The organism is Micromonospora sp. WMMD998, assembly GCF_029581235.1.
Taxonomy (GTDB): Bacteria; Actinomycetota; Actinomycetes; order Mycobacteriales; family Micromonosporaceae; genus Micromonospora.
Window position 1 is genome coordinate 4,447,538 of record NZ_CP120740.1, and the last position, 20,179, is coordinate 4,467,716.

20 protein-coding genes are annotated in these 20,179 nt (G+C 73.6%); 5 read left to right on the top strand and 15 right to left on the bottom strand.

Annotation, left to right across the window (positions count from 1 at the left end):
* The first annotated feature begins 217 nt into the window (after positions 1–217).
* Both O7619_RS20395 and O7619_RS20400 read left to right on the top strand, forming a co-directional pair.
* Positions 218–964 carry a lysozyme gene (locus O7619_RS20395; RefSeq protein ID WP_282282774.1) on the top strand — a complete coding sequence of 249 codons (747 nt, stop codon included), beginning with the start codon at positions 218–220 and terminating at the stop codon, positions 962–964.
* A gap of 68 nt (positions 965–1,032) precedes the next feature.
* The gene (locus O7619_RS20400) at positions 1,033–1,689 is read left to right on the top strand and encodes a peptidoglycan recognition family protein (protein ID WP_282282776.1); all 657 of its coding nucleotides are present in this window, start codon (positions 1,033–1,035) and stop codon (positions 1,687–1,689) included.
* A gap of 96 nt (positions 1,690–1,785) precedes the next feature.
* Here the strand turns inward: O7619_RS20400 and O7619_RS20405 are convergent, their stop codons facing one another.
* The 4 genes from O7619_RS20405 to O7619_RS20420 are packed head-to-tail and all read right to left on the bottom strand — an operon-like array spanning position 1,786 to position 6,887.
* Positions 1,786–4,077 (bottom strand): MMPL family transporter, encoded by a 2,292-nt coding sequence (locus O7619_RS20405; protein WP_282282778.1) that lies wholly within the window; start codon positions 4,075–4,077, stop codon positions 1,786–1,788.
* Positions 4,077–4,790, bottom strand: coding sequence for a DUF2993 domain-containing protein (locus O7619_RS20410; protein ID WP_282282779.1), 714 nt, complete (start codon positions 4,788–4,790; stop codon positions 4,077–4,079). Before O7619_RS20410 ends, O7619_RS20405 begins: the two co-directional genes overlap by 1 nt.
* Before the next feature lie 55 nt (positions 4,791–4,845).
* Positions 4,846–6,204 carry a HAMP domain-containing sensor histidine kinase gene (locus tag O7619_RS20415; protein ID WP_282282781.1) on the bottom strand — a complete coding sequence of 453 codons (1,359 nt, stop codon included), beginning with the start codon at positions 6,202–6,204 and terminating at the stop codon, positions 4,846–4,848.
* Entirely contained in the window at positions 6,201–6,887 is a 687-nt protein-coding gene (locus O7619_RS20420; protein WP_282282783.1) for a response regulator transcription factor, read from the bottom strand. The genes O7619_RS20415 and O7619_RS20420 overlap by 4 nt, the downstream gene beginning before the upstream one ends.
* A gap of 240 nt (positions 6,888–7,127) precedes the next feature.
* On the opposite strand from O7619_RS20420, the gene O7619_RS20425 reads away from it, so the two are divergent.
* Entirely contained in the window at positions 7,128–7,688 is a 561-nt protein-coding gene (locus O7619_RS20425) for an NADAR family protein (protein ID WP_282282785.1), read from the top strand.
* Positions 7,689–7,699: 11 nt separating this feature from the next.
* Positions 7,700–8,209 (top strand): NUDIX domain-containing protein, encoded by a 510-nt coding sequence (locus tag O7619_RS20430; protein ID WP_282282787.1) that lies wholly within the window; start codon positions 7,700–7,702, stop codon positions 8,207–8,209.
* 130 nt (positions 8,210–8,339) lie between these two features.
* Here O7619_RS20430 and O7619_RS20435 read toward each other — a convergent pair whose 3' ends face one another.
* From O7619_RS20435 to O7619_RS20445, 3 genes are all read right to left on the bottom strand, one after another.
* Positions 8,340–8,888, bottom strand: coding sequence for an RNA 2'-phosphotransferase (locus tag O7619_RS20435; protein ID WP_282282789.1), 549 nt, complete (start codon positions 8,886–8,888; stop codon positions 8,340–8,342).
* 279 nt (positions 8,889–9,167) lie between these two features.
* Complete coding sequence (locus tag O7619_RS20440; RefSeq protein WP_282282790.1) at positions 9,168–9,611, bottom strand: ATP-binding cassette domain-containing protein; 444 nt, start codon at positions 9,609–9,611, stop codon at positions 9,168–9,170.
* Entirely contained in the window at positions 9,572–11,149 is a 1,578-nt protein-coding gene (locus O7619_RS20445) for an ABC transporter ATP-binding protein/permease (protein WP_282282791.1), read from the bottom strand. Before O7619_RS20445 ends, O7619_RS20440 begins: the two co-directional genes overlap by 40 nt.
* A 190-nt stretch (positions 11,150–11,339) precedes the next feature.
* Here O7619_RS20445 and pgi point away from each other — a divergent pair, with 190 nt between their 5' ends.
* A complete protein-coding gene (pgi, locus tag O7619_RS20450; protein WP_282282792.1) occupies positions 11,340–12,974 on the top strand; it encodes a glucose-6-phosphate isomerase in 1,635 nt (544 codons plus the stop codon).
* Between the two features lie 46 nt (positions 12,975–13,020).
* Here pgi and O7619_RS20455 read toward each other — a convergent pair whose 3' ends face one another.
* The 8 genes from O7619_RS20455 to O7619_RS20490 form a co-directional block, all read right to left on the bottom strand.
* Positions 13,021–13,431 (bottom strand): type II toxin-antitoxin system Phd/YefM family antitoxin, encoded by a 411-nt coding sequence (locus O7619_RS20455; RefSeq protein ID WP_282282793.1) that lies wholly within the window; start codon positions 13,429–13,431, stop codon positions 13,021–13,023.
* 38 nt (positions 13,432–13,469) lie between these two features.
* Positions 13,470–14,012: a GNAT family protein gene (locus O7619_RS20460; RefSeq protein WP_282282794.1), complete on the bottom strand. Its 543-nt coding sequence runs from the start codon at positions 14,010–14,012 to the stop codon at positions 13,470–13,472.
* 56 nt (positions 14,013–14,068) lie between these two features.
* Positions 14,069–14,989: a carbohydrate ABC transporter permease gene (locus tag O7619_RS20465; protein ID WP_282282795.1), complete on the bottom strand. Its 921-nt coding sequence runs from the start codon at positions 14,987–14,989 to the stop codon at positions 14,069–14,071.
* Positions 14,986–15,999 (bottom strand): ABC transporter permease subunit, encoded by a 1,014-nt coding sequence (locus O7619_RS20470; RefSeq protein ID WP_282282797.1) that lies wholly within the window; start codon positions 15,997–15,999, stop codon positions 14,986–14,988. Before O7619_RS20470 ends, O7619_RS20465 begins: the two co-directional genes overlap by 4 nt.
* A complete protein-coding gene (locus O7619_RS20475) occupies positions 15,996–17,675 on the bottom strand; it encodes an extracellular solute-binding protein (RefSeq protein ID WP_282282799.1) in 1,680 nt (559 codons plus the stop codon). Before O7619_RS20475 ends, O7619_RS20470 begins: the two co-directional genes overlap by 4 nt.
* Before the next feature lie 104 nt (positions 17,676–17,779).
* Positions 17,780–18,469, bottom strand: coding sequence for a RibD family protein (locus O7619_RS20480; protein ID WP_282282801.1), 690 nt, complete (start codon positions 18,467–18,469; stop codon positions 17,780–17,782).
* A complete protein-coding gene (gene ribA / locus O7619_RS20485) occupies positions 18,466–19,095 on the bottom strand; it encodes a GTP cyclohydrolase II (protein WP_282282802.1) in 630 nt (209 codons plus the stop codon). The genes O7619_RS20480 and ribA overlap by 4 nt, the downstream gene beginning before the upstream one ends.
* Before the next feature lie 68 nt (positions 19,096–19,163).
* Positions 19,164–20,051 (bottom strand): lysylphosphatidylglycerol synthase transmembrane domain-containing protein, encoded by an 888-nt coding sequence (locus tag O7619_RS20490; protein WP_282288884.1) that lies wholly within the window; start codon positions 20,049–20,051, stop codon positions 19,164–19,166.
* Positions 20,052–20,179 lie beyond the last annotated feature (128 nt).

Below are 20,179 nucleotides of genomic sequence, written 5' to 3' on the forward strand. Positions count from 1 at the left end.
CCTTCACACGAACGGCGGACGCCGGTTTCGACACGCCGGGCGGACGGGATTCGCACCGAGATCGGCCGGCGAGCGCGCCGCGCCCGGCCGCGCCCCGAGATTCAATGAGAAACTTCGATACGTCTATTGAAAAGTTTCTCCATCCTGTGCCCTAATGACGACAGATCCTTTCGCCACACTCCCGCCGCCGGCAGGCGGCAACCCCCCGGGAGGAAAGATGCACCGTCTCCTGCGATCGGCGTGGCGCGCCACCGGCGCCGCCGTGCTCGCCACCGTCACCGCCGCCGCGGCGGCCCTGATCGGCGCGGCCCCCGCCCACGCCGCCCCGGCCGGACTGCCCGGCATGGACGTCTCCAGCTACCAGGGCAACGTGAACTGGTCCGCCGCGTGGGCCAACGGCGCCCGGTTCGCGTACGTCAAGGCGACCGAGGGCACGTACTACACCAACCCGTACTTCGCCCAGCAGTACAACGGCTCCTACAACGTCGGGATGATCCGCGGGTCCTACCACTTCGCCCGCCCGGACACCACCACCGGCGCCACCCAGGCCAACTACTTCGTCGACCACGGCGGGGGCTGGTCCAAGGACGGCAAGACGCTGCCCGGCGCGCTGGACATCGAGTACAACCCGTACGGCGCCACCTGCTACGGGCTGAGCCAGGCGTCCATGCGGAGCTGGATCGCCTCGTTCGTCAACCAGTACCACGCCCGCACCGGCCGGTGGGCCACCATCTACACCACCACCGACTGGTGGAGCACCTGCACCGGCAACACCTCGCAGTTCGCCGCCAACAACCCGCTGTGGATCGCCCGCTACGCCAGCGGCGTCGGCACGCTGCCGGCCGGCTGGGGCACGTACTCCTTCTGGCAGTGGTCCTCCTCCGGCACCTTCCCCGGCGACCAGAACGTCTGGAACGGCAGCCTGGACCGGCTCCGGGTGCTGGCCTGCAACGGCGCCTGCTGACCCACCCCGGCGGGGCGGGCCGGACCGGCCCGTCCCGCCACCGTGCCCGTACCCACGAGGAGGCCCCGATGTCCGTTCCACTCCCCCGGCGGTCCGTGCTGCGCGGCGCGGTCCTGCTCGGCGCCGGCGCGCTCGCCCAGGTCGGCGGCGCGGCGCGGGCCGCCGCGGCCCGGGTCGACCAGCCGACCATCGCCAACTGCGCGACCTGGGGCGCCCGCCCGCCGTCGTCGCCGGTGAGCGTGGTGTCCAGCCGCCCCAACAAGATCATCATTCACCACACGGCGTTCCCCAACACGACCGACTACAGCCTCGCCCAGGCATACCGGAACTCCCGCGACATCCAGAACCTGCACATGGACTCCAACGGCTGGCTCGACTCCGGCCAGCACTTCACCAACAGCCGGGGCGGCCACCTGACCGAGGGCCGGCACGGCAGCCTCTACGGGCTGCTGCACGGGCAGTCGATGGTGCAGGGCGCGCACTGCGTCGGGCAGAACAGCCAGGCCATCGGCATCGAGAACGACGGCATCTACCTCGACGTGCAGCCGCCGCAGGCGCTCTGGGACAGCCTGGTCTGGTTCTGCGCGTTCACCTGCCAGCAGTACGGCATCGCGCCGACCGAGATCTACGGCCATCGCGACTTCGCCTCGACCCAGTGCCCGGGCCTGCTGCACGACCGGCTGCCCGAGCTACGCCGGACGGTGGCCACCCGCCTCGGTGGCTGAGGGGTAAGGCGGGGCCCCCGCTTAACGCATTCGGTAGAGGAAGGGGCCCCGCTTAACACCACGCAACCGGCGCGCCGGGCGTCGGGCGTCGCGCCGTCAGCCCACCGGCACCGGCGGTGCCGACTCGGCGGGCCGGCGCCGCCGGGCGGGCCGCCACCAGTTGGCCCGGCCGAGCAGCGCCATGGTGGCCGGCACCAGCAGCCCGCGGACCACGGTGGCGTCGACCGCGACCGCGACCGCCATGCCGAGGCCGAACATCTTGATCACCGGATCGTCCTGGAGCACGAAGCCGGCGAAGACGGTCACCATGATCAGCGCGGCCGAGGTGATCACCTGGCCGGTGCCGGCCAGCCCCTCGCGGACCGCCACCCGGTTGTCGCCGGTGGCCCGCCAGGACTCCTGCACGGCGGTCAACAGGAACACCTCGTAGTCCATCGAGAGCCCGAAGAGCAACGCGAACAACATCATCGGCAGGTAGCTCTCCACCGGCACCGGGCCGGACAGTCCGGTCAGCCCGGCGCCCCAGCCCCAGGCGAAGACCGCGGTCAGCACGCCGTACGCGGCCCCTATCGACACCAGGTTCATCACCGCCGCCTTGACCGCGACGACCGGCGCGCGGAACGCCGCGTACAGCAGCACCGTGGCCAACCCGACCACCACCGCGATGACCCAGGGCATCCGCTCCCCCACCCGGTCGGCGAGGTCGACCCGGGTGGCGGTCGCGCCGCCCACGTGCACGGTCACCCCGGGCGGGCCGACGGTCCGCAGCGTCCGCACCAACGCGGCGGTCGCCGGGTCTCCCGGCGCGGTCCGGGGGTACGCGGTCAGCACCGCGACCCGCCCGCCGTCGGCGAGCCGGGCCGGGGCGACCCGGGCGACGCCGGCCGCGCCGGCCACCCGGGCGGACAGCTCGCTCACCCGGGCGTCGACGCCCGATGCGGCCGGCGGCTCCAGCTCGGCGACCACGGTCAACGGTCCGTTCACGCCCGGCCCGAACCCGGCCGCCAGCCGGTCGTAGCTGGTCCGACCGGCCGTGCCGACCGGTCCGTCCCCCGGGTCGACCTGACCCAGCCGCAGGTCGAGGGCGGGCGCGGCGAGCACGCCGAGCAACAGCAGCGCGAGGATCGCCCAGCGCCACGGCCGGCGGGTGACCCGGTCCGCCTGCCGGGCCCAGCCGGTCATCCGCCGCTCCCCGGTCCCGCCGCCACTCGCGGTGGCGGTCCCACCGCCGCTCGCCGGACCGGTCGCGGTGGCGGTCGCGGTGGCGGTCCCGCTGCGGGCGGCGAGGCCGGCGTCGGTCGCCGTGGCGGGGCCGGGCGCGGCGGGTGACGCCGGGACCGGGCGCCGGCGGCGGATCCGCAGCCGGTCGAGCCGGTGCCCGAGCAGGGCCAGCAACGCCGGCAACAGGGTCACCGCGCCGGCCACCGCGACCACCACCACCAGGCCGGTGGTCCAGCCGAGCGTGCCCAGGATCGGTACGCCGGCCACGGCCAGCCCGCCGAGGGCGACCACCACGGTCCCGCCGGCGAACACGACCGCGCTGCCCGAGCCGGCGACGCTGCGGGCCACCGCCTCGGGCACCGGCACCCCCTCGGCCAGCAACCGGCGGTGCCGGGTGACCAGGAACAGCGCGTAGTCGATGCCGACGCCGAGACCGACCATGGTGGCGAGCGTGCCGGCCACCGACGGCACCGCCACCAGGTGTCCGGCCAACCCCACCGCGCTGACCGCGCACGCGAGCGTGACGAGCGCGGTGACAAGTGGCACCGCCGCCGCGACCAGACCACCGAAGGCGAGCAGCAGCACCAGCGCGGCGACCGCCAGGCCGAGCAGTTCGCTGTCGCGGGAGCCGCCGCGTTCGGCCGCCGAGGCGAGCACCCCGCCGGGGGTGACCTCGATGCCGGCCGTCCCGGCGGGCGCCGCCGCGTCCGTGACGGCGCGGGCGAGCGCCTTGTCCACCTGCCGTGGCGACACGTCGAGCCGTACGGTCAGCCAGCCGGTGCGCCCGTCCGGGCTGAGCGTGCCCGCGGCAGCGTCCACCCCCTCGACGCCTGTCACGTGGGGCACCCCGGCGACCGCCCGGATCGCCCGCGCCAGCGCGTCCTGCCGGGCCGGGTCGTCGAGCCGGCCGCCGTCGGCGTACAGCACGAGCTGGCCGTCCGTGCCGTCGCCCGACCCGGCCCGGCCGAGCAGGTCCCGGGCCTGCTGGGCGTCGCTGCCGGGCAGCGCCACGTCGTTGTCGACCGGCCGGCCGAGCACCGCCGCGGCGCCGACGAGCGCGACCGCGAGGAGCAGCCATCCCGCCAGCACCGTGCGGGGGCGGCGGGCGCAGAACCGGCCCAGCCCGCCCAGGGCGCGGTGCACCAGGCTTCCGTCGTCGACCCGCATCATGCTCCTCCGCAGCGCGCGCCGGACCGACCACCGGCCGCCGGCAGGGTGAGATCGTGCCCCTCGACCCGGACGAGGAGCCCGTCGGCGGTGGCCGTCACCGACCGGTAGGCCAGGCCGGTTGGCAGGGCCGGCAGGTCACGCCCCAGGTCGGGGCCCCCGCCGAGCCGGTCGAGCAGCTTGCCGGCCGGACGTCGGATCCCGAACACCTCCACCTCGCTCGGGGTGAGGGTGAGCCGCCCGCCGGTCAGCGTCGGGCGGACCAGCAGGGTGACCGGCACGGTCGACATCTGCGTCTCGACGCCGAGCAGCCCGTCGGCGTAGCGGTAGCGCAGCGTCCGTCCGGCCGCCTCGGTGGGCAGCGCCTCGTAGCCGACGAGCACCGCCACCGCCGCGGAACCGATCCGCGCCGGCCCGTCGCCGGACCGGACGTTGCGCAGGTCGGCGTCGGCGCGGGCGACCCGCAGCCCACCGGCCCGGGCGTCGGTCACGCCGACCCGGAGCCGGTCCAGCCGGCCGCCGAGCACCTGCGGCAGCACCGGGAAACCGGACAGCTCCACCGAGGGCCGGGGCACCCCGGCCGCACAGGCGAGCCGGTCGGCGAGTCGCCCGGCGACCAGCCGGGCCGCCACCCGGTCGGCGACCACCGCCGCCACGACGAGGATCAGGACCGCCATCCCGGCCAACAGCCGGCGGCGGGTGAATGTCCGCATGTCCCGAGCAGACCAGCGCCGGCTGGGCGTCCGACCGGAGCCGGATGAGAGAACGTCAAGAGTCGGCCCCGGGCAGGCGGACCCGGACCGCCGTGCCGGTCCCCTCGACGGTGTCCAGGCCCAGTTCGCCGCCGTGTGCGGCGACGATCTCGGCGACGATGGCCAGCCCCAGCCCGCTACCGCCGGCGCCGCCGTGGCTGAACCTGTCGAACGCCCGCGCGGCCAGTTCGGGCGGCATCCCGGGGCCGGTGTCGCGGACCGTCATCTCGACCCGGTCGCCGCGACGGCGCACCTCGACGACGGTCGGGGTGCCCGCCGGGGTGTGCGCGCGGACGTTGGCGAGCAGGTTCGCCAACACTTGGCGCAGCGCGTCGGCGTCTCCGCGTACCGGGGCCGCGTCGGGCGCGTCGACCCGCAACGGGCGGCCCGGCTGCACGGCGAGCGCGTCGGCCACGGACTCCCGGGCCACCTCGGCCAGGTCGACGTCGCTGCGGTCGAGCCGGGGCTCGGCGTCGAGGCGGGCCAGGTAGAGCAGGTCGTCGAGGATCCGGCTCATCCGGGTCGCCTCCTCGTCGCCCCGGCGCAGCACCTCCGGCCGGCGCGCGGGCTCGACCATGTCCCGGCGCAGCAGGTGGAGATAGCCGCGGATGGAGGTCAGCGGCGTACGCAGCTCGTGCGAGGCGTCGGCCACGAAGGTGCGCAGCCGTTCCTCGGAGCGGACCCGGGCGGCGATCGCCGACTGGAGCCGGGCGAGCATGCCGTCGACCGCGCGGGTCAACCGCCCCACCTCGGTCCGGTCGCCGCCCTCGACCGGCACCCGGCGGTCCAGGTCGCCCCCGGCGATCGCGGTCGCCGTGTCGGTGATCCGGTCCAGCGGGCGCAGCCCGCGCACCAGCAGCACCCGGGCGAACGCGGCGAGCAGCACCAGCACGGTCACGCCGCCGGCGACCTGCACCAGAACCAGGCGGCGCACCGTCTCGCGTACCGGGGCCAGCGGAAGCGCGATGAGCACGACCGCCGCGCCGGCCCGCACGGTGACCGCCCGCCAGTCCCCGTCGCCGAGCGTCGTCGCCGGGCCCGGAGCGCCGCCGGCGGGCGGCGCGGGGGCGCGGTCCAGCAACGGTACGGCCGGCGGTGACCCGCCGAGCCGGGTCAGCGTGCCGTCCGGGTGCCGGATCTCCACCAGGTAGTCCGACGGCGCGACGATCGCCCGGGCCACCCCGCCGGGCTCGTTCTGCAACGCGCCGACCCGCTGGGTGGCGAGCGTCGCACCGGCGCGGAGCTGGTCGTCGGTCCGGTCCAGCAGGTACGACCGCAGCGCCGCGACGCTGACCACACCGGCCACCAGCAGCGCCACGGCGGTGAGCACCACCATCCCGGTGAGCAGGCTGCGCCGCAGCGGGAGCCGGCTCACCCGTCGGCCCGGAGCGCGTATCCGAACCCGCGCTGGGTGACGATCAGGGGTGGCCCGAGCGGGTCGAGCTTGCGACGCAGATAGCCGATGTAGGTGTCGACCACGTTCGACGCGCCGCCGAAGTCGTAGCTCCACACCGCTTCCAGGATCTGGGTGCGGCTGAGCACCCGCCCGGGATTGAGCATCAAATAGCGCAGCAGTTTGAACTCCGTGGGCGAGAGCGCGAGCAGCTGCCCGGCGCGGCGGGCCTGGCAGGTCTCCTCGTCCAGCTCGAGGTCGGCGTAGCGGAGCAGGCCGGCGCCGGTGTCGGCGTCCGGGCCGATCCGGCGCAGCACGGCCCGCACCCGGGCGACCAGCTCGTCGACCGAGAACGGCTTGGTCACGTAGTCGTCGCCGCCCCAGGTGAGCCCGGCGATCTTGTCGCGCGGCGCGTCCCGCGCGGTGAGGAAGACGATGCCGAACCGGTGGCCCGCGGCGCGCAGGCGGCGGCAGAGCGCGAACCCGTCGCCGTCGGGCAGCAGCACGTCCAGCACCACCAGGTGCGGTGGCTTCTCGCCGGACAGCCGCTCCGCGTCGCGCGCGGTGCCGGCGGTGACCACCTCGAAGTCGTGGAACCGCAGCACCGTCGCCACCATGTCGACGATGTTCGGCTCGTCGTCGACCACCAGGACCGTCGTACGCATCAGGGCCAGCAGAGCACAGTTCGATGAGAATTCGATGAGATTGCAGCCATCACATACAAAAAGGCCGTGCACGCTGTCGACGTACTCGGTGCCGCCCCCACTGGTTGAGGTGTAAGGCGGGGGCCCTTCTTAACGCATTCGGTAGAGGAAGGTGCCCCGCTTAACACGACGGACCCGTCAGGCGCTCGCCGGTGTGCCGGGTGGGGCGGGAATGTCGGTGGGGGTGGGCAGAATGCGGGTGTGCTGATTCGATCCGTCGCCGAGCTGACCGTCGCGCTCGATTCCGGCGCGCCGGTCACGTTCCTGCACTTCTGGGGGCACCGGCCGCAACGCGACGGCAGCGTCGGCGCCGGCTGCCTGAGCCAGTGGTGGCCGGCGGCGTTCACCGTGGACGGCCGGGAGTTCGCCACCGCCGAGCACTGGATGATGTGGCACAAGGCCACCCTCTTCGGCGACCACGAGATCGCCGAAAAGGTGCTCGCCGCCACGCATCCACACCGGGCCAAGGCGCTCGGCCGCCAGGTGCGCAGCTTCGACGAGGCTGTCTGGACGGCCCGCCGCTGGGAGATCGTGGTGGCCGGCAGCCTCGCCAAGTTCGGCCAGCACGACCCGTTGCGGCGGTTCCTGCTCGGCACCGGGGAGCGGGTTCTGGTGGAGGCGAGCCCGACGGACCGGGTCTGGGGCATCGGCCTGGCCGCCGATGACCCGCGCGCCGCCGACCCGGCGACCTGGCGGGGCGCGAACCTGCTCGGCTTCGCCCTGATGGAGGCGCGCGCCACGCTCGCCCGGCGGGGCGGGTAACGTGCTGCGGCGTGACCGCGTACTCGCACTGCTCGTTCTGCGGCGCGGCCTATCCGGCGGACGCCGGGTGGCCGCGTGTCTGCCCGGCCTGCGGGGAGACGGTGTGGCGCAACCCGTTGCCGGTCGCGGTGGCGGTGCTGCCGGTCCGCACGCCCACCGGCCTCGGCGTGGTGGCCGTACGCCGCGACATCGAGCCGGCACGCGGCGAGCTGGCGCTGCCCGGCGGCTTCGTCGAGTACGGCGAGGAGTGGTCCGAGGCGCTGGTCCGCGAGCTGCGCGAGGAGACCGGGCTGCGGGCCGAGGCCGGCGAGGCGCGGCTGTTCGCGGTGTACGGCGCGCCGGCCGGTGGCACGATGATGCTCTTCGGTGTGCTGCCCGAGCGGCCGGTGGGTGACCTGCCGCCGTCCGCGCCCACCGAGGAGGCGACCGAGTGGGTGGTGCTCACCGAGCCGGTCGAGCTGGCGTTCTCCACGCACACCCGGGTGCTCGCCGACTTCCTGGCCGGCCGGCGCCCGGCCTGAACCGACCCACGCCGGCCTCAGCCGGGACGCCCTCGAACCCGGAGCCGCTCAAAATACGTCGGCAGTGGGAAGCACCGGGCCCGGCGAACCGACTCGCCTGCCTCTTCGACGCCGTGGTGGCCCGGCCCGGTCACGGCGTGCCGACCGTCAGGTAGGCCGGCGGGACGGTGTCGGTCAGCCACACCCCGTTCGCGGACCGGTAGAAGAGGTGGCCGTGCTCGGTCATGGCGCCGGCGTCGACCGACAACACCACCACCGCGCCCTCGCGCCGCGCGCCGACCCGCCGGGCCGTCGCCACATCCGGCGACAGGTGTACGTGGTGTCGACGGCCCCGGCGCAGCCCCTGCGCCCGGATGGCGGTCAGCACGGCCTCGCCGGTGCCGTGGAAGAGCCGGCCCGGCGGCACGGCCGGGGTCAGACCGAGGTCGACCGGAACGGAATGCCCCTGGTTGGCGCGAACCCGGTCGATCCCGTCCGGGCCGGGCTCGACGGCGAAACGCTGCTTGTCGTTGCCGGCGACCACGGCGTCGAGGTCGGCGCGGCTGATCCGCAGCGCGGCGAGCAGGTCGGCGACCGGCGCCCAGCCGGCCCGGTCGAGGGTCAGGCCGAACCGGTCGGGGCGGTGGCGCAGCGCCAGTGACATCCGCCGGCTCACCCGGACCAGCTCACGGTGTTCCATCCGGACAGTGTGGGCGTTCGGCCGTCCGGCGTCGACCGGGTTCCGCGAGGGTCAGCCAATGATCGGCACCATTCCGGTGAAGTGGAGGCATCGCCGGTGGTCGGATATAGCCACTTCACCGAACTGGCGTCCGGCAGCCCCCGGCCACCGTCGTCACTCGGCGCCTCCCGGGCAGCGCGGGTGGCAAGGACGGCCGAATAGGCGCAAGGTGGGTCTGTTTACCGGTCAGATCTCTGAGCGACGGCCGGCGAACCTGCCGACCGCGCCGGGCGCTGGAGGTCAACGGTCGGCGGCCGGGCCGCCGGCGCCGGCCAGGTAGCCGGCCGCCTGCAACTCGAACAGCTCCCGGTAGGGACCGCCCTGCGCCATCAGGGTGTCGTGGTCACCGGACTGCACCAGCCGACCGTGGTCCAGCACGAAGATCCGGTCGGCGTGCCGCACGTTGGCCAGCCGGTGGGTGATCAGCACGACGGCCCGGTCCGGGTGCCGGCGCAGGTGCTGGAAGAGGGCGTGCTCGGCGCGCGCGTCCAGCGCGGCGGAGGGCTCGTCGCAGACCAGCAGCCGGGCGTCGCGGTAGAGGCCGCGCGCGGCCACCAGCCGCTGCCACTGCCCGCCGGACAGGTCCTGCTCGTCCTTGAACTCCCGGTCCAGTAGCGTGTCGTACCCGAACGGCAGCTCGCTGATCATGTCGTGCGCGGCGGCGTCCCGGGCGGCGGCCTCCACGCTGGGGCCGGGCCGGGCCGGCCGGCCCGGTCGTGGCGGCCGACGCGGATGTTCTGGCGGGCGGTGAACGGGAACTTCCACCAGTCCTGGCTCATCACCGCGACCTGGGCGGCGACCTGGCGCGGGTCCAGCTCGGCGGCGTCCACCCCGTCCCAGCGGATCGTGCCGCCGGTGGGCCGGTAGAGGCCGGCGATCAGCTTCGCGAGCGTGGTCTTGCCGGAGCCGTTCTCGCCCACCAGCGCGACCACCTCGCCGCGCCGGATCGTGAGGCTGACCTCGTCGACGGCGGCGCCCTCGGTGTCCGGGTAGCGCAGGCTGACCCGGTCGAGGTCCATCCGGTCGAACCCGTCGACCGGCCGGTCGCCGCCGGACGGAATCCGTCGCCCGGCCCGGTCGAGGAAGTCGCGGTAGTCCTGGTAGTAGAGGGCGTCCTCGTAGAGCGAGTTGGTGGCGAAGATCGCGGTGCGCAGGTTGCCGCGCGCGGACTGTAGGGCGAGCAGCGCGGTGGCCGCGGCGGCGAGGGCGACCACGCCGCCGGTCAGCAGCGCGCCCAGCACCAGGTAGAGCCCGAACGTGGCGATCCCGGTGACGGACAGCCCGATCCCCCGGGTGATCGTCTGCGCGCGGGCCAGGCGCAGCTCGGCCCGCGTCTCCAGGCGCGTCATCAGGCGGTATTCCGAGAGTAAAAAGTCGCGCATCTGGTAGGCGCGGATCTCGGCCGCGGTGTGCCGGTTGGCCATCAGGTCGCCGAGCATCCACTTGCGGCGGCGTCGGGTGATCCGGGCCAGCCAGTCGACGTGCTGGCGGCGGGCCATCCGCACCGCCGTCACCGCCTCCGGCGCGGCGGCGACCAGCAGGCAGGGCAGCAGCAACGGGTGGATGATGGTCACCGCGGCGGCGGTGGCGACGACGCCCACCACGCCGGTGACCAGGTTGACCGTGTCGTTGACCAGGGCCCCGGCCTCGACCAGCCCGCGGTCGCGGGCACGGTCCATCTCCTCGGCGAAGCCGGCGTCGTCGAAGGCCGCCAGCTCGACCTCGGAGGTGGTCTCGAACAGTCGCCGCTCCACCGCGAAGTTGATCTGCGGGATGAGTCGGGCCTGCGCCCACCCGGCGGCGACGGTGAGCGCGCCGCGCCCGGTCACGGCCGCCGCGGCCACCGCCAGGGCGGGCAGCGCCGCCCGGATCCGCTCCGGGGTCGGTCCGGCCGCGAAGAGCTGCTGGAGTACGCCGGTGGTGGCGAGCAGGCCGAGCGTGGTGAGCACCCCGGCGGCGATGTTGAGGCCGAGCGACGCCGCGGTGTCCCGCCGGCTGGTCGACCAGGCCAGGCTGGTCGCCTCGCGGACCAGCGTGGGCAACCGCCGCGCCACCGACCAGAAGCCGGTGTGGGCCAGCTCGGTGGCCCGGTGCATCCAGTGCGGATCGACGAGCTCCGGCAGGGCCGACTCGCCGGCCAGCTCGGGCGGATCCGCCGGGCCGGGCGGGTCGGACGGATCGGACGGATCGGACGGGGGACGAGGGTGGGCGACCCCGGCCATGGCACCTCCCGCAACTGGTCGGGCAGCAGGATCTTACTGTCGGCAATCGTGGACTGTCAGCCAGTAGTCGGCGTGTCGAACGGGTGTCCGAAGCGCGGGTCGCGTCGCGGCGGCCGGCCCCGGGTGGCAGGCTTGTGGGGTCGTGGGCGGATGCCCGCCGACCGCCCGTGTGAAGGAGAAGATCGACCCGATGGCTGTGGACGTCACCACCACCGACGAATGGCAGGCGCTGCGCAAGCACGCCGAGGCGATGCGCGGCACCCACCTGCGTGAGCTCTTCGCCGCCGACGGGCAGCGGGGCGAACGGCTCACCGGCGAGGTCGCCGACCTGCACGTGGACTACAGCAAGAACCTGGTCACCGACGAGACGGTCGCGCTGCTCGTCGCGCTCGCCGAACGGGTCGGCCTGACCGGGAAGATCGCGGCCATGTTCGCCGGGCGGCACATCAACGTCACCGAGGACCGGGCCGTGCTGCACACCGCGCTGCGCCTGCCCCGGGACGCCTCACTCACCGTGGACGGCCAGGATGTCGTCGCCGACGTGCACGCCGTGCTGGACCGGATGTCGGCCTTCGCCGACCGGGTGCGCTCCGGCGCGTGGCGCGGCCACACCGGCGAACGGATCACCACCGTGGTCAACATCGGCATCGGCGGTTCCGACCTCGGCCCGGTGATGGCGTACGAGGCGTTGAAGGCCTACCGGGACGCCGGGATCAACTGCCGGTTCGTGTCCAACATCGACCCGACCGACATCCACGACAAGACCGCCGACCTGGACCCGGCGACCACCCTGTTCGTGGTGGTCTCGAAGACCTTCTCCACGCAGGAGACGCTCGCCAACGCCGACCAGGCGCGGCGCTGGCTGCTCGCCGGGCTGGACGCCGACGACGACGCGGTCGCCCGGCACTTCGTCGCGGTCAGCACCAACGAGCAGCGGGTCCGTGACTTCGGCATCGACCCGGAGAACATGTTCGGCTTCTGGGACTGGGTGGGCGGGCGTTACTCGCTGCCGTCGGCGGTCGGGCTGTCGGTGATGCTGGCGGTCGGCCCGGACCGGTTCCGCGAGATGCTTGCCGGCTACCACGCCGTCGACGAGCACTTCCGCGCCAGCCCGGTCGAGCGCAACGTGCCGGCGCTGCTCGGCCTGCTCAACGTCTGGTACACGGACTTCCTCGGCGCGGAGACCCACGCCGTGCTCCCGTACGCGCAGTATCTGCACCGGTTCCCGGCGTACCTCCAGCAGTTGACCATGGAGAGCAACGGCAAGTCGGTGCGCGTCGACGGCTCGCCCGTGTCGTGCCCGACCGGGGAGATCTTCTGGGGTGAGCCCGGCACCAACGGTCAGCACGCCTTCTACCAGCTCATCCACCAGGGCACGCGGCTGATCCCGGCGGACTTCATCGCGTTCAGCCACCCCAACCACGACCTGGGCGACATGCACGACCTGTTCATGTCGAACTTCTTCGCCCAGACCGCCGCGTTGGCCTTCGGGCGGACCCGGGAGCAGGTGGAGGCCGAGGGCACCGCGGCCGACGTGGTGCCGCACCGGGTGATGGCGGGCAACCACCCGACCACCTCGATCCTGGCGCCGAAGCTCACCCCGGCGACGCTGGGCCAGCTCATCGCGCTCTACGAGCACATCGTGTTCACCGAGGCCGCGGTCTGGGACATCAACGCGTTCGACCAGTGGGGCGTGGAGTTGGGCAAGGTGATGGCCAACCAGCTCGCGCCGAAGCTCACCGGGCCGGACCCGGACCTCGCCGAGGTGGACACCTCCACCGCCGAGCTGATCCGCCGCTACCGCGCCGAGCGCGGCCGGAGCTGAGCCCGCGTCCGTCGTCTCCGGCCGCGTCCCGGTCGGAGACGGCGGGTCAGGGGCGCAGCAGGTCGGCGTGGGCGGCGCGGAGCCGGGTGAGCGCCGGATCGCCGGCCGGCGCGCGTCGCTCCAGCTCGGCCCACGCCTCGGCGAGCGCGTCGGTGAGCGCCCGCAGCTCGGCGGCGTGCCGCCGGCTGGACTGCCGGTGCAGCTCCTCCAGGCGACGGGCCCAGCCGGCGCTGACCGCGGCGACCCGGTCGGCGTCGGCCCGGGCCTGCACTCCGGTGCGGGCGGCCGGGGCGGGCACGATCGCGGCGATCGGGCGGGGGTCGCCGTCGCGGGTGACGAGGGTGACCGTGTCGGTCAGCTCGGCCAGGGAGACGAGTTGGGTGAGCCGGGTGCGGACCTCGCGCAGCGGCAGGGCGCGCGGCTGCGGGGACCGGTCGGCCAGTGCGGGGACAGCCATGGACACATGTTGACGTCCGGGTGTGACAAGAATTCGCCTCAGGCCGTCCACTCCGGCGCCAGCACCGACCAGACCTCCATGTCGGCCCGGCCCTCCGGGGTCGGCGCGACCCCCCGGAGCACGCCGTCGCGGCGCATGCCGAGCCGCCGGGCGACCGCGATGCTGCGCTCGTTGCCGGCCCGGACCACCCACTCGACGCGGTGGATGCCGCGCTCGCGGACCGCCCAGTCGACGACCACCCGGGCGGCGCGGGTTACCAGGCCCTGGCCCTCGGCGTCCGCCTCCAGCCAGCAGCCGGCCTCGCACACCCCGCGCGCGGTGCTCAGCGACACCAGCAGCACTCCCCCGACGAGCGTTCCGCCCTGCCAGATGCCCCAGATGCCGCCGTCGTCGCGGGCCCAGCGGTCGGCGTAGTTCTGGAGCACCCGGCGGGCCGAGTCGGCGTCGGTGGCCACGAAGGACGCGCCGACCCAGGGGGCGATGTGCTCCCGGCAGCGGTCCAGGTTGGCCAGGAACTCGTCGGCGTGCCACGGCTGGAGCGGGCGCAGCTCGGCGTCGTCGGTAAGCGCGATCGCGAACATGCGTGCAACCTACCGGCCGGGCGGCCGGGATACCGCCCGCCCGGCGCGCGGACGGCTCAGCCCTTGACCGCGCCGATCAGCACGCCCTTGATGAAGTGCCGCTGGACGAACGGGTAGACCGCGACGATCGGCGCGACGGTCAGCACCACCACCGCCATCTTGACCGCCTCGGTCGGCGGCATGTTCACCCCGGTGGTGCCGCCGGCGGTGTGCGGCGCCTGCCCGGCCAGCAGGTAGCTCTGGAGCACCCGCTGGATCGGGTACATGTCGTTGCGGTCCATGAACAGCAGCGCGTCGAACCAGACGTTCCAGTAGCTGACCGCGTAGAAGAGGCCGACCACGGCGATGACCGCGCGGGACAGCGGCAGCACGATCCGGGCCAGGGTACGGAAGTCGCTCGCCCCGTCGATGCGGGCGCTGTCCAGCAGCTCCTGCGGGATGCCCTGGAAGAAGCCGCGCACCACGACGAGGTTGAACACGCTGATGGCCGGCGGCAGGACCAGCGCCCAGATGGTGTCCTTGAGCCCCAGCCCGGTGACCACCAGGTAGCGGGGCACCAGCGGGGGGTACACCAGGAACGGGATGAGGAAGTAGGCGAGCAGCCAGCGGTGCCCGAACGACCCCGGCCGGGACAGCCCGTACGCGGCCAGCACGGTGACGGTGAGCGCGACCGCCGTGCCGCAGACCGTGACGAGCGTGCTGATCCACAGCGCCCGGGTGACCGCGCCGCCGGCGAGGATGGTCTCGTAGGCCGAGGTGTCGATGCCTCTCGGCACGACCACCAGGCCGCCGGCGTCGGCGATGGTCTGCCGGGAGGAGAGGCTTGTCACCAGCACCACCCAGAGCGGGAAGAGCACCCCGAGCACCAGCAGTGTGAGCACGACGGCCTTGAGCCCCTGACCGACCGGGGTCGGGGGCTCCTCCCAGATCGGGCGGCGGGCGCGGACGCCGGGCGGCCGGCGGGTGAGCACGGTCATGACTTCGAGTAGACCCCTCGCTCGCCGAGCATGTGCGCCACCCGGTTCGCGGCCAGGATCAGCACGAGGCCGATGACGGCTTTGAACAGCCCGGCCGCCGCGCCGTAGCCGTAGTTTCCGGTGGCGATGGAGAAGTGGTAGACGAAGGTGTCGAGCACCTCGGCGGCCTGCCGGCCGACGGCGTCGCGTTGCAGCAGGAACTGCTCGAAGCCGACCGAGAGCGCGTCGCCCAGGCGCAGGATGAGCAGCAGGACGATCACCGGGCGCAGGCCGGGCAGCGTGATGTGCCACAGCCGCCGCCACCGTCCGGCGCCGTCCGCGGCGGCTGCCTCGTAGAGGTTCTGGTCGATGGTGGACAGCGCGGCCAGGAAGACGATGGTGCCCCAGCCGACGTCCTTCCACACCGCTTCGGCGGTGACCAGGACGATGAACGTGTCCGGGTTGGTCATCACGTGCCACGGCTGCATGCCGGCTTCGCGCATGGTCTGCGCGAGCAGCCCGGCGCCGCCGAGCATGGCGACGAAGAAGGTGACCACCAGCACCCAGCTGAAGAAGTGCGGCAGGTAGACGACGGTCTGGACGAAGCCACGCAACCGGCTGGAGAGCAGGTTGTGCAGCATGACCGCGAGCAGGATCGGCAACGGGAAGAAGAACACGAGCTGGAAGGCGGTGATGGCGAGCGTGTTGCGGAAGGCGTCCCAGAACGCCGGGTCCTCGAAGAGGAGCTGGAACTGGCCGAAGCCGATCCAGTTGCTGTGCGTGAACGCCTGCCACGGGTTGTCGCCCAGGTAGGGGTTGTAGTCCTGGAACGCGATGACGTTGCCGGCGATCGGCAGGTAGCTGAAGACCAGCAGGATCCCGAACCCGGGCGCCACCATGGCCAGCAGTTGCCAGTCGCGGCGCAGCCGGCTGCCCAGCGGCACCCGACGACGGCGGGGCGCGCGTACCGGTGGGGCCGGGTCGTCGGGTCGGGCCCGCTCGGGCCCGACCACGACGGCCGGCTCGCTCACTTGGCCGCCTTGGGCAGCGAGTCGGCGAGCAGCTTGCGGGCTTCCTCCCCGCCGTTCGACTTCCACTCGGCGACGATGGCGTCCACGTCGCTGAGCGGGCGCCGGCCGCGCAGGACGTCGGTGAACTTGTCCTCCGTGGGCACCTGGTTGGCCTTGAAGGCGGCCGGCATCTCCAGCTTGACCCCGGCCCAGGGGTTCTTCTCCAGGAACTTGACCATCTGGTTGGAGTAGTTGAGCACGTCCGGCACGTAGTGGGGGGTCTCCGGGAACGGCCCGATGGTGGGGTTACGGCCGCTGATGAAGAAGTACTGGTTCGCGATCTCCTTGAACGCCAGGTCGGTCTTCACCGGCCCGTTCGGCGACGTGGTGTGGTGCTTGCCCTCGACGCCGAAGTCGCGGAGCTGTGCCTCCTGGCTGCCGAGCGGCGCGGAGCACCAGTTGATGATCCGCAGCAGCTCCTGGACCCGGTCCTTGCCGAGGCCCTTCTTGACGAAGGTGTAGGAGATCGGCTTGTCCTCGCCCCAGACCAGCGGGTCGCCGCCGGTCGCGGAGAACACCGGCACCGGCTGGATGTTCAACTTTGGGTTGGTCTTCTGGTGCTCGGCCTGGGCGCCCTGCCAGAAGCCGACGCCGTCCTGCTTGAACACGATCGCGCCGCTCTTGGCGAACAGTTGCTTGGCGTCGGCGCCCCGGCTGGCCAGGATGTCCGGGTGGACGAGACCGTCCTTGTAGATCTTGGCCATCACCTCGAGCGCCTGGCGGAACTCCGGGGTCTCGTACTTGAACTCGGGCGTGCCGTCGGAGCGCAGCCGCCATCCCTGGTTGGCGCCGGGTACGCGGTGGAACATCTGGATCATGGCGAAGACGTCGTCGAACGCCCACACCTTGCGGGCCGGGTCGGTGACCTGCTTGGCAATGGTGAGCAGGTCGTCCAGGTCGGCCGGCAGCGCCAGGCCGCGCGCGTCGAGCAGGTCCTTGCGGGCGAACAGCGCCCACGGGAAGGGCCCGTCGGTGGGGTTCGGCACCGACACCAGCCGCTCGTTCCACACCGCCTGGCGCCAGGCCCCGGTCGGGAAGCTCGCCAGCATCGGGTACGCGGCCACGGCGTCGCCCTTGAGGTGGTCGGTGAGATCCTCGAAGAGCGCCTGGATCGCCTCGGCGAAGCGCGGGATCTTCTCCACCTCCCAGCTCGGCACGCAGAGCAGCTCCGGCACGTCACGGGCGCCGAGCATCGCGTTGAGCTTGTCGGCGTAGGTGTTGCCGTCCTGGATGGTGAAGTTGACGGGCGTGCCCAGCTCGGCGTTGACGGCCTGGAGGTAGGCGCTCTGCGCGATGCCGGTCGGCGCCGGGCCCCAGGCGGGCGTCATCGCGGTGACCTGCTTGCCGCTGGTGCCCGGCTTCTCGGTGATGGCGTCGACCAGGGTGGTCGGGTAGCTGGTGTAGCCGTCCGGCACCGGGCGGGTGCCGATGATGTCGGGCTTGACGGCGCCGGTCAGGTCCTTGTGCGTCGGCAGCAGGCCGGAGACGGCGTCGAGCTGCTGGGCGCCGCCGGAGCCGGCCGGCTTCTCGGAGCAGCCGGCGAGCAACGGGCCGGCGGTGGTGGCGGCCACGCCGAGGCCGACCAGGCCGAGGAAGCGGCGGCGGGAGGAGCCCGGATCGGGGTGGTGCTCGCTCATCGGTCCCCCTTCGGGAGGGATGCACGGTGGAGTGTTCGTATGGATGGTCAACAAACTAACTTCGACCGTGAGCTTGCACAAGAGCGAACCGGTAGCGGCGTCGGTCAGGCCGGGCAGCGGTCGGACAGCGCGTAGCGGGTGAGCACCACGTCGCCGATCTGGCGTACCTCGATCACTCGGGCGCGGCGGCCCGGGTGCCACGGGAAGCGGCCCTCCCCGACGAACCGGGGCGCCCGGCCGTCCCCCACGAAGAACGGCGCGACCACCAGGTGCAACTCGTCGGCGAGGCCAGCGGTGAGGAACTGGCGGTGCATCATGCCGCCGCCCTCGACCATCAACCTGCCGACCCCCCGCCCGGCCAGGTCGGCGACCACCGCCTCCGGGGTCGCCGGCGCGCCGGCGTCGACCACGGTGGCCACGGCGCCCACCTGCTCCCGGGCCTTCTCCACCACCCCGCTCGGGCAGTAGACCAGCTTGAGCCCGTCGCCGGCGGTGAAGAACCGGGCCCCCGGGTCAAGGTCGCCGCTGCCGGTGACCGTCACCTTCACCGGCGACGGCGGCAGGCCCCGGGCCACCCGGACGGCCCGCCGCCGCTCGCTGCGCACCAGCAGCCGAGGATCGTCGCGGCGGACCGTGGCCGCGCCCACCATGATCGCGTCGCACCCGGCCCGCGTCGCGTCGACCCGGTCCAGGTCGTCGTCGTTGGACAGCAGCAGCCGCTCGGTGCTCGCGTCGTCGATGTAGCCGTCGATCGACATCGCGCAACTGAGCAGCACGTACGGGCGGGTGGTCACGGCACGAACGGCAGGTCGAGGGCGTGGTCGGCGCGGGTGACCTTGGCGGCCAGATAGTCGGCGTTGGCCGGGGACAGGTGCACGCCGGTGGTGACCCGGTCGACCACGGCGATGCCCAGCCGCTCGATCTGGTCGGCCTTGTCGGGATTGTTGCTGAGCAGGGACACCCGGTCCACGCCCAGCGCGGCGAGCATCTGCGCGGCCACGGTGTAGTCCCGCTCGTCCGCGCCCCGCCCCAGGGCCAGGTTGGCCTCGTACGTGTCGAGGCCGTCGTCCTGGAGGGCGTACGCGTCGAGCTTGGCGTACAGGCCGATCCCCCGCCCCTCCTGGCGCAGGTAGAGCAGGTAGCCGCCGGCCCCGGCGATCCGCTCGACCGCCTCGCGCAACTGCGGACCGCAGTCGCAGCGCTGGCTGCCGAACACGTCACCGGTGAGGCACTCACTGTGCGGGCGGACCAGCGGCGGGGCGGCCCCACCGGGCTCACCCAGCCCGAACGCCAGGTGCTCCCGGCCGTCCACCAGGCCGTGGAAGGTGTGCACCCGCGCGGTCGTCACATATCCGTCGGGGAACCGTAGCGGGACAGTGACCCGGGTTCGGATCGTCGCGCTGGGCAGGGGCTCGTCCATGGTTCTCCTCCGTTCGGTCGCCGGGCGGACCCGACGACGCACACCTCGCACCCTCACCGTATGCGGGATCACCGACAGTCGCCGGGCTCCCGGCTCGGCAGCCGGCGGGCCAGCAGCACCACGGCGCCGGGCAGGCTGGCCACCAGGACCAGCGCCCCGTAGACCGTGCCGGTGGCGACGCCCTGCGCGGCGGTCAGACCGGCCGCCGCGAACGCCCACGCCGCCACGCCCTCCCGCGGCCCGAAGCCGCCCACGTTCAGCGGCACCGCCATGGCCAGCAGGGCGAGCAGGGTCAGCGGCAGCAGGCGGGACAGCGGCGCGTCGACCCCGGCGGTGCGGGCCGCGACCAGGAAGGTGACCAGGTGGCCGGCGAACACCACGGTCGAGGCGAGCACCACACCGGCCCAGGTGCGCCGGGCCAACAGCCCGGAGCGGACGTCGGCGAGCGCGGCGCGGGCCACCCGGGCAGACCGGGACTCCCCCGACCGGGGCACCGCGCGAGCGGCCAGCACCAGCGCCACGGCGGCCACCGCCAGGACCGCCACCAGCGCCGGCAGGTAGGGGCGGACCGGCGACGGGAACGCGGCCAGCACGGTCACCGCGATGACCACCTGCACCACCTGACCCGCGGTGCGCTCCCACACCACGGCGCGGACCCCCCGGGCCACGTCACCGGCGTCCCGGCCGTGCCGCACCGCCCGGTGCACGTCGCCGAGCACACCGCCGGGCAGGGTGGAGTTGAGGAAGATCGCCCGGTAGCAGTGCGCCACGGCGGCCCGCATCGGCAGCCGTACGCCCAGCCCGCCGGCGACGAGCGACCAGCGCCAGGCGCAGCAGACGGTGGTGACCACGCCGATGCCGAGCGCGGCGGCGAGCGCCGGGGCGTCGATCAGCCGCAGTCCGGCCAGGAACGGGCCGGTGCCCACGTACCCGACGAGCACGGCGAGCACGGCCAGCCCGGCGGCCGGACGGACCCAGGCCCGGCGTACCCGGGCCGTGCGGTTCCAGGCCGTGCCGGCCCGGACCCGGTGGGGCCGGGCCGGCACGGGCGCGGCGATGGCGACATGTGACAAACGGTCCTCCC

What these genes read in the sequence shown, in the direction of transcription:
- O7619_RS20420 (WP_282282783.1), bottom strand. Translation starts at nt 6,887, where the DNA reads ATGCGTACGACGGTCCTGGTGGTCGACGACGAGCCGAACATCGTCGAC.
- O7619_RS20475 (WP_282282799.1), bottom strand. Translation starts at nt 17,675, where the DNA reads ATGAGCGAGCACCACCCCGATCCGGGCTCCTCCCGCCGCCGCTTCCTC.
- O7619_RS20445 (WP_282282791.1), bottom strand. Translation starts at nt 11,149, where the DNA reads ATGGCCGGGGTCGCCCACCCTCGTCCCCCGTCCGATCCGTCCGATCCG.
- ribA (WP_282282802.1), bottom strand. Translation starts at nt 19,095, where the DNA reads ATGGACGAGCCCCTGCCCAGCGCGACGATCCGAACCCGGGTCACTGTC.
- O7619_RS20435 (WP_282282789.1), bottom strand. Translation starts at nt 8,888, where the DNA reads ATGGAACACCGTGAGCTGGTCCGGGTGAGCCGGCGGATGTCACTGGCG.
- pgi (WP_282282792.1), top strand. Translation starts at nt 11,340, where the DNA reads ATGGCTGTGGACGTCACCACCACCGACGAATGGCAGGCGCTGCGCAAG.
- O7619_RS20405 (WP_282282778.1), bottom strand. Translation starts at nt 4,077, where the DNA reads ATGCGGGTCGACGACGGAAGCCTGGTGCACCGCGCCCTGGGCGGGCTG.
- O7619_RS20410 (WP_282282779.1), bottom strand. Translation starts at nt 4,790, where the DNA reads ATGCGGACATTCACCCGCCGCCGGCTGTTGGCCGGGATGGCGGTCCTG.
- O7619_RS20395 (WP_282282774.1), top strand. Translation starts at nt 218, where the DNA reads ATGCACCGTCTCCTGCGATCGGCGTGGCGCGCCACCGGCGCCGCCGTG.
- O7619_RS20465 (WP_282282795.1), bottom strand. Translation starts at nt 14,989, where the DNA reads ATGACCGTGCTCACCCGCCGGCCGCCCGGCGTCCGCGCCCGCCGCCCG.
- O7619_RS20455 (WP_282282793.1), bottom strand. Translation starts at nt 13,431, where the DNA reads ATGGCTGTCCCCGCACTGGCCGACCGGTCCCCGCAGCCGCGCGCCCTG.
- O7619_RS20400 (WP_282282776.1), top strand. Translation starts at nt 1,033, where the DNA reads ATGTCCGTTCCACTCCCCCGGCGGTCCGTGCTGCGCGGCGCGGTCCTG.
- O7619_RS20460 (WP_282282794.1), bottom strand. Translation starts at nt 14,012, where the DNA reads ATGTTCGCGATCGCGCTTACCGACGACGCCGAGCTGCGCCCGCTCCAG.